The organism is Methanosarcinales archaeon (assembly GCA_014859725.1).
Taxonomy (GTDB): domain Archaea; phylum Halobacteriota; class Methanosarcinia; order Methanosarcinales; family Methanocomedenaceae; genus Kmv04.
The window spans coordinates 1-6,699 of sequence record JACUTQ010000129.1; the positions used below are offsets into that span (position 1 = coordinate 1).

Sequence of the window (6,699 nt, forward strand, 5' to 3'; positions counted from 1 at the left end):
TTCTCTACTGAGCTGCTTTTTCAATTTGAAGAAGGATGCGCATGTTTGGCCGCAGCAATAAATATCCCCGTAATAATATTACGAGGCCTTAATGTACTTAAAAATAGTGATTTGTTGCTTTGAATCCAGTTTAATAGATATCATTAAATCTGATAAGTTCTAATTTTTAGTATTGGAAAAAAGGATTTATAATCTAATAGTGTTTGGCATAAATTGGTGGCTATTTGATTAATACAAAAGAGTTGTTGTCAACAATACTTTAATAAAATTTAAGTACGCCACGAACCTATTAAACACTAATAATTTTGAGGCGATATCAATTAATCTGCGATTCCTGGGCGGCTGTGGTGAAGTAGGACGCTCGGCTGTACTGGTGGACGACAACATCCTGCTAGATTATGGTATGAAGCCCAGCGATCCTCCTCAGTATCCTATCGGTGGCGTACGTCCGGATTCCATTATAGTATCCCACGGCCACCTGGACCATTGCGGGGTGGTACCTAACCTCATGGACCTTAAACCCGATCTTTTCATGACTCCAGTAACCAGGGACCTGGCGTCACTGTTAGCCAGGGATACCATGAAGATAGCAAAGGCAAATGGTCAGGTTCTGCCATTTATTATCGAGGATGTAAGGGATTTTGAACTGCATACAAATATTGTAGATTACGGTGTTGAATTCGATGCTTCAGGCTATAATGGAAGATTGTACGATGCAGGACATATTCCCGGATCTGCTTCTATTTACCTTGAAAATCCAACAGGTAGTTTGATTTATACCGGTGATATCAATCAACGGGAGACCCATTTACTTGGGCCGGCAAAACCCTTGCCCAACGCAGATGTATTGATCGTTGAGAGTACCTATTTTGGAACCGAACACACTTCCAGGCCTGAATTAGAAAATAAATTCATTGAAACCATCAAAGAGACAATAATGGGCGGTGGATGGGCACTTATCCCGGCATTTGCCATCGGGCGAACCCAGGAAGTGCTTATGATACTTGAGAAACACGGAATTGAATCCAGGGTTGATGGGATGGGGGTGGATGTGTATAATATCCTGAAAAAGCATCCTGCTTATCTAAAAAATCCAGGTCTGCTTGATAAAGCTTTCAAGTTAGCTTCTAAAGTAAATCCAAGGGAAAGGTCAAAGGTATTGGATGAACCCTGTGTGGTGGTCACCACAGCTGGTATGTTGAATGGTGGACCGATATTGTATTATCTAAAAGACATTTACGACGATCCCAGGTCAAAGCTCCTGTTAACCGGTTACCAGGTGGAAGGCACGAACGGTCGTTTGGCACTGGAGCGGGGATATTATGAATATAAGGGCAGGACTATGAAACTGGCCGCCCAACTGGAATTATTTGATTTTTCAGCACACAGCGGTGATAGCGGACTGAAAAGTCTGGTAGAGTCCCAGGTGGACGGCGGGTGTAAACTTGTGATTTGTGTGCATGGCGATAACACTGAAGGTTTTGCTATGTGGATTAATGACAACCTGGATGTTAATGCAGTATCACCTTCCATTGGTGACCAGATTTATATTTAATCAGACCTTTATTTGAGAACATGAATATTGTTATTCTCAGGATCGGACACCGTCCCGAGCGGGACCAGAGAGTCACTACCCATGTAGGACTGACAGCCCGTGCATTGGGAGCTGATGGAATGCTATTGGCTTCTGATGATAAAGGTGTTATCAACAGCCTGGAGGAAGTAACACAGCGATGGGGTGGCGACTTCTTTGCCCGTACTGTGACCTCCTGGAAGCAGGAGATCAACAACTGGCAGTCTGGCGGGGGGAAAGTGGTGCACCTGACAATGTACGGTCAGAACCTGCCAAACGTTATTGATGAGATTTCCAAGGAGGAATCTATAATGATAGTAGTGGGTGCGGAAAAAGTGCCTCCAGATGTTTATCATAAAGCAGACTGGAATGTTGCTGTAGGCAGCCAACCACATTCTGAGATCGCAGGCCTGGCAGTATTTTTGGACCGTCTTCATGCTACACGGGGTTTGGACACTTTGAAAAAAGAAATGCCGGGAGGCAATCTGAAGATCACTCCCAGTGAGAGGGGAAAGATCGTAACAGAGGTATAATTGCATGGCAAAGCGCAATCTTCAGAGGTTTCCTTCCATGGGAAAACATAATTCTGTATGGTACTGGAAACAGATAGTTTCGCCTTCAAGGGTTTTTTATCATTATTTACTGATGTCCCTTGCCAGGATCTCACCCTCCCTTCACCTAAAACACCTGCTCTATCGTAAAATGGGGATCAAGATAGGTCGTAATGTTTCCATTGCTCTTGAAGTCAACATGGATGTTTTTTTCCCGCATTTGATCGAGATCGGTGATAATACTATAATCGGTTTTAATTCAACCATTATGTGTCATGAATTCCTGATGAGAGAACATGTTACAGGTCCTGTGATCATAGGAAAAAATGTAATGATAGGGGCAAATACCACTATCTTGCCTGGAGTTAAAATTGCTGATGGGGCAGTGGTGTCTGCTCATTCTTTGGTGAACAGTGATATCAAAGGGTTTTCGGGTGGAGTACCTGCCAGACCCATTAAACAGGGTTGAAGTGTCAATGGATTATATCAAATTCTTTCATTTTTTCAAAGCTGATGCACGGGCAAGATATTTCCTATTGGGAATATGTATAATGGGGACTGCCTTTGGATTCTATTATTATGAATGGCAGCTGAGAATCTCACCCCTATACTATTGGCCTTTGATCCCTGACAGCCCCTTTTTTACATTGATGTTTGTGTTTGTACTGGCTGCCTATTCAATCGGTAAACGCAGTAACCTCTTCGATACATTCACGTTTATTGGTCTCAATAAGATCGGGTTTTGGACCCTTTTTGTGTTGATGTATGATTTTGATTACTATTTTTCACCTGATACCCGAGTATTCAGGTCGGTCCTGTTTTTGCTACATATAGGCATGATATTATGTTCATTTACCTTGCTCAGGGATATTAAACGGCCGAAAATTAACAAGATGGGTTTGTTGCTGACGGTTTTTTTAATAACTGACTATTTTGATTATATAGTAGGAACCCATCCGTATCTGAATACACCCAGGGTTGATGTGATAGGATGGGCTGCACTTGTATTAACCCTTAGCTGCTGGGGATTTGTGTGGTTAATAAATGCTGAGCATATTCCAAAAAAGGTTTAGAAAAAATAAGGCTGTAAATCAGACTCCTTTTTCCTGTTTTATCGCCATAATATCTTCTTCCAGTGTAAGGTTGTCTGCCTTATATATGATAAATGAAATGCACATCAGTATGAACGCTGATAAATTCAGCAAAAGCGGAACAATGATGACACTTCCTTGAAATCCACCACTATTTTCCCCACCAACAACAGTAGGATGATTAGTTGCAGACCATAATCTGATACTATAAAAACTTATAGGAATACTGATAAAACCGATTATTCCGAAAACCGCACTGAGACGTGCACGCTTTTCCGGCATATCTGTTGCCTGTCTGATCGCCAGGTAACTGACATATATGAGGAAAAGTACCAGCGATGTATTAAGTCTTACATCTCCCGGAGGCCAGTAACTCCCGTTCCATGCTGCACCCGCCCATATTGAGCCTGTTATCAGGGTTAATCCGGCGAATAAGACACCCACTTCTGCTGATGCTACTGCTTTGATATCCCATTTTTGATCTTTTTGCTTTAGGTATAAAATACTGGAGATCAGTACTAAGGTAAATGCGAGATATGCAGTCAATGCTATGGGAATATGGAAGTATGCAACATAATAACTATATAATTCATTATACCATGAAGCATCCGAATTAAAGAATTCACCAGTTACCGGATCCACGCCTCTCTTCAGATTTACTGGAATTGGAGCCATGAAGTAAATGTAAATTATGGCAGAACTCATTAAAATGATGGTCGCCGCGAATAATATTTTTTTATAGTTGTCTTTATCCATGCATTTCTTTCCTTATTAAGACTAAATTTGGAGTTATTTGTTATTAAATTATCTGACTGAAAAATCAATTATATTTCATGTCGATATTGGTAATGTAATTTCAATTGAATGCGATAAGATATAAAAGTTATACAGGAAGCATTATTGCACAAAGTTGAGGTATTGAGTTACTTTCTTTTTTTAATAAGGCATCTATTAATGTTACATTTCATCTGTGGATTTGGTACGATTTATATACAATGATTTTATGTATATCAATGTGAAGCAAGGCATAAGGCAAAGGTTAGGTCTATTTCTTGGTCCCCTTCTTTTTATTATTATTTTATTGAACAGACCTGAAAGCATGTCCTTTGCTGCTGCAGTTGTTGCAAGTGTTACCATTTGGATGGCTGTATGGTGGATAAGCGAGTCCATACCCATCTCTGCTACTGCACTGTTGCCTATTGTGCTTTTCCCTGCATTTGGTGCCATGAAGGTAGGTGATGTGACAGCTCAGTACGGACATCATATTGTATTTCTCATGTTAGGCGGCTTTTTTATTGCAATTGCCATGGAAAAGTGGAACCTGCACAAACGAATAGCTCTTTTTGTTGTGCACATTATCGGTATAGGACCCAGACGAATCATAGCAGGCTTTATGGTCGCTACTGCATTTTTGTCTGCCTGGATATCAAATACTTCAACTGCCATGGTTATGATGCCTATCGGGACTGCAGTAATTGCTAATATCTCTACTAAAAATTCTGACAAGAATTTTAATGTCGCATTGATGCTTTCTATAGCTTATGCCGCATCCATAGGCGGGATGGCAACACTTGTAGGCACACCACCTAACCTGATATTCGCGGGAATCTATCAGTCAATGTTCGGGGTGCAGGTAAATTTCTTTGAATGGGCATATTTTGGGTTTCCCCTGGCAGCTGTTATGCTGTTCATTACCTGGTTCTATCTTACTCATATTTGTTATCGTATCCAGAAAGACGAGATTCCTGGCAGCGGTGAGGTCATCAGGGCCGAAATGGCATGTCAGGGTAAAATTACCAGGGAGGAAAAACATGTACTTCTGGTCTTTGGCCTTGTAGCACTCTCATGGATGACCCGGGGACTGTTATGGGGTAAATACCTGCCACAGGTTACAGATGCAAGTATTGCTATTACAGGAGCGCTGCTACTGTTTCTGATACCTGCCAGAGAGGAACATTCTTTGCTCTCATGGGAGGATACTGCCAAAGTGCCATGGGGTGTTGCAATACTGATGGGTGGAGGTTTTGCCATAGCCCTGGGTTTCGCACAAACAGGTCTGGCCGAGTGGGTGTCTCAAAGTTTTGCTTTCATGGTGGTTATGCCTGTGTTTCTGCTGATCCTGGGAACTGTTGCCATTACTAAAATATTCACAGAGATTACATCAAATACGGCTACAGCAACTATCCTAATGCCCATTGCTGCATCTATTGCAGTAAGCCTTGGCATCTCACCCTTTGGGATTATGGCTGCTGTTGCAATATCTTCGTCTCTGGCCTTCATGATGCCTGTAGCCACTCCACCCAATGCAATCGTGTTCGGGTCGGGTTATGTCACCATTCCCCAAATGGCCAGGGCTGGCTTGTGGTTGAATTTGGTTACTATTATGATTGTGACCATGTTTACGTTTTTTGTGTTCTGACCATAAGCGGTTTGAGACCAAGGAATCTTATTATAATCTAAATCTCCAGGAAAAAAGTAATGGGTTTTTAGTCTCTAAGGAAAAGATGGTAATGGAAATCCCGCTTCATTTGTATTTTAATTCTGCATCTTCCATTATTATCGTTGTATTTTGTTTTGCAGGTGGATTTGAAAAATCTATTCTAGTTTTTCAACTCCAACCTTTTTGACAAATGGTTTATTAATCTTATCTCCCATCCAAGCAGGCTTTTTGGCAGGTGCATCCAAAATTTCTTTCCAGCCCATGAATGTATGGACTTTCTTGGTTCCCCGCTCTCGCAACTTTATCTCAACAGGTTTATCTTTTGTACCCCCTATGCGGTTAGCGGCCTTCAAAGCTGCCTGGCGTGGTTGACGACCGGTAAATACACTACCCTCGGATCCATCCGTATTTCTGATAACAAAGTACTTATTTTCTGCCATTTGTAACTTAATCTCCTAACAGCCCCAAGTGCTGTAGTAATCACAATAACATTACCCAATCATAAAAACTTCGTTTTAAAAATAATAGTGAAAAGGCATATTTCCAGCCAACTATGTCCAATGCATAGGAAATGAGCCTTATGGAAAAGACAGTGATGAAAAAACCAACTGCTGTCTGCAAGGTGAGAGCTGTTCCCATGTATTGTTTTTCGCTTAGTTCAGTGATAAGGGCAGAATACTGGGGACTGTCCGCCACCATCGCCATGCCCCAGATCACTGCAACAATCAGTACTATGATGGGATTGTGGCCAAAAAAGAACCCTATGATCATGGTGCATGACCCGCTTATAAAAAGAGCAAGCATATTAAATGGTATCCTACTATAGCGGTCTGCAACAAATTCCCCAATAACTGTTGCCATTGCTCCGGCAAGAAAGACTAGAAACGTACCAGCAGAAAAAAAGAGCAGAGGATCAGACATAAGATTTGACTGAAGATATGATTCTCGCAGGAATATGGGAATCCATGCCCACGGGCATATAACTCCCACATATGGCCGAAGTAATCATAATCATCCAACCTTACACCTTTGTTATGAACTATA

General features: G+C 41.5%; 8 protein-coding genes. 5 read left to right on the forward strand and 3 right to left on the reverse strand.

Translation table 11 applies throughout. The annotated features are described in order from the left end of the window. Window positions 1-319: 319 nt before the first annotated feature. Genes IBX40_09940 through IBX40_09955 form a run of 4 tightly spaced genes read left to right on the forward strand, consistent with a single transcriptional unit; the run spans window position 320 to window position 3,197 of the window. A complete protein-coding gene (locus tag IBX40_09940) occupies window positions 320-1,555 on the forward strand; it encodes an MBL fold metallo-hydrolase (GenBank protein MBE0524636.1) in 1,236 nt (411 codons plus the stop codon). Window positions 1,556-1,575: 20 nt separating this feature from the next. Beyond that, window positions 1,576-2,106 carry a tRNA (cytidine(56)-2'-O)-methyltransferase gene (locus IBX40_09945; protein MBE0524637.1) on the forward strand — a complete coding sequence of 177 codons (531 nt, stop codon included), beginning with the start codon at window positions 1,576-1,578 and terminating at the stop codon, window positions 2,104-2,106. 4 nt (window positions 2,107-2,110) lie between these two features. Beyond that, window positions 2,111-2,593 (forward strand): acyltransferase, encoded by a 483-nt coding sequence (locus IBX40_09950; GenBank protein ID MBE0524638.1) that lies wholly within the window; start codon window positions 2,111-2,113, stop codon window positions 2,591-2,593. 7 nt (window positions 2,594-2,600) lie between these two features. Continuing rightward, on the forward strand, window positions 2,601-3,197 hold the full coding sequence (locus tag IBX40_09955; GenBank protein ID MBE0524639.1) for a DUF1405 domain-containing protein: 597 nt from the start codon (window positions 2,601-2,603) through the stop codon (window positions 3,195-3,197). Between the two features lie 18 nt (window positions 3,198-3,215). Here the strand turns inward: IBX40_09955 and ccsA are convergent, their stop codons facing one another. Further along, the gene (gene ccsA, locus IBX40_09960; GenBank protein ID MBE0524640.1) at window positions 3,216-3,971 is read right to left on the reverse strand and encodes a cytochrome c biogenesis protein CcsA; all 756 of its coding nucleotides are present in this window, start codon (window positions 3,969-3,971) and stop codon (window positions 3,216-3,218) included. Window positions 3,972-4,296: 325 nt separating this feature from the next. Between ccsA and IBX40_09965 the strand changes: the two genes are divergently transcribed. Then, window positions 4,297-5,634, forward strand: coding sequence for an SLC13/DASS family transporter (locus IBX40_09965; protein ID MBE0524641.1), 1,338 nt, complete (start codon window positions 4,297-4,299; stop codon window positions 5,632-5,634). A gap of 176 nt (window positions 5,635-5,810) precedes the next feature. Here IBX40_09965 and IBX40_09970 read toward each other — a convergent pair whose 3' ends face one another. Both IBX40_09970 and IBX40_09975 read right to left on the reverse strand, forming a co-directional pair. Continuing rightward, window positions 5,811-6,095, reverse strand: coding sequence for a chromosomal protein MC1 (locus IBX40_09970; GenBank protein MBE0524642.1), 285 nt, complete (start codon window positions 6,093-6,095; stop codon window positions 5,811-5,813). Between the two features lie 40 nt (window positions 6,096-6,135). Next, window positions 6,136-6,576: a hypothetical protein gene (locus tag IBX40_09975; GenBank protein MBE0524643.1), complete on the reverse strand. Its 441-nt coding sequence runs from the start codon at window positions 6,574-6,576 to the stop codon at window positions 6,136-6,138. Window positions 6,577-6,699 lie beyond the last annotated feature (123 nt).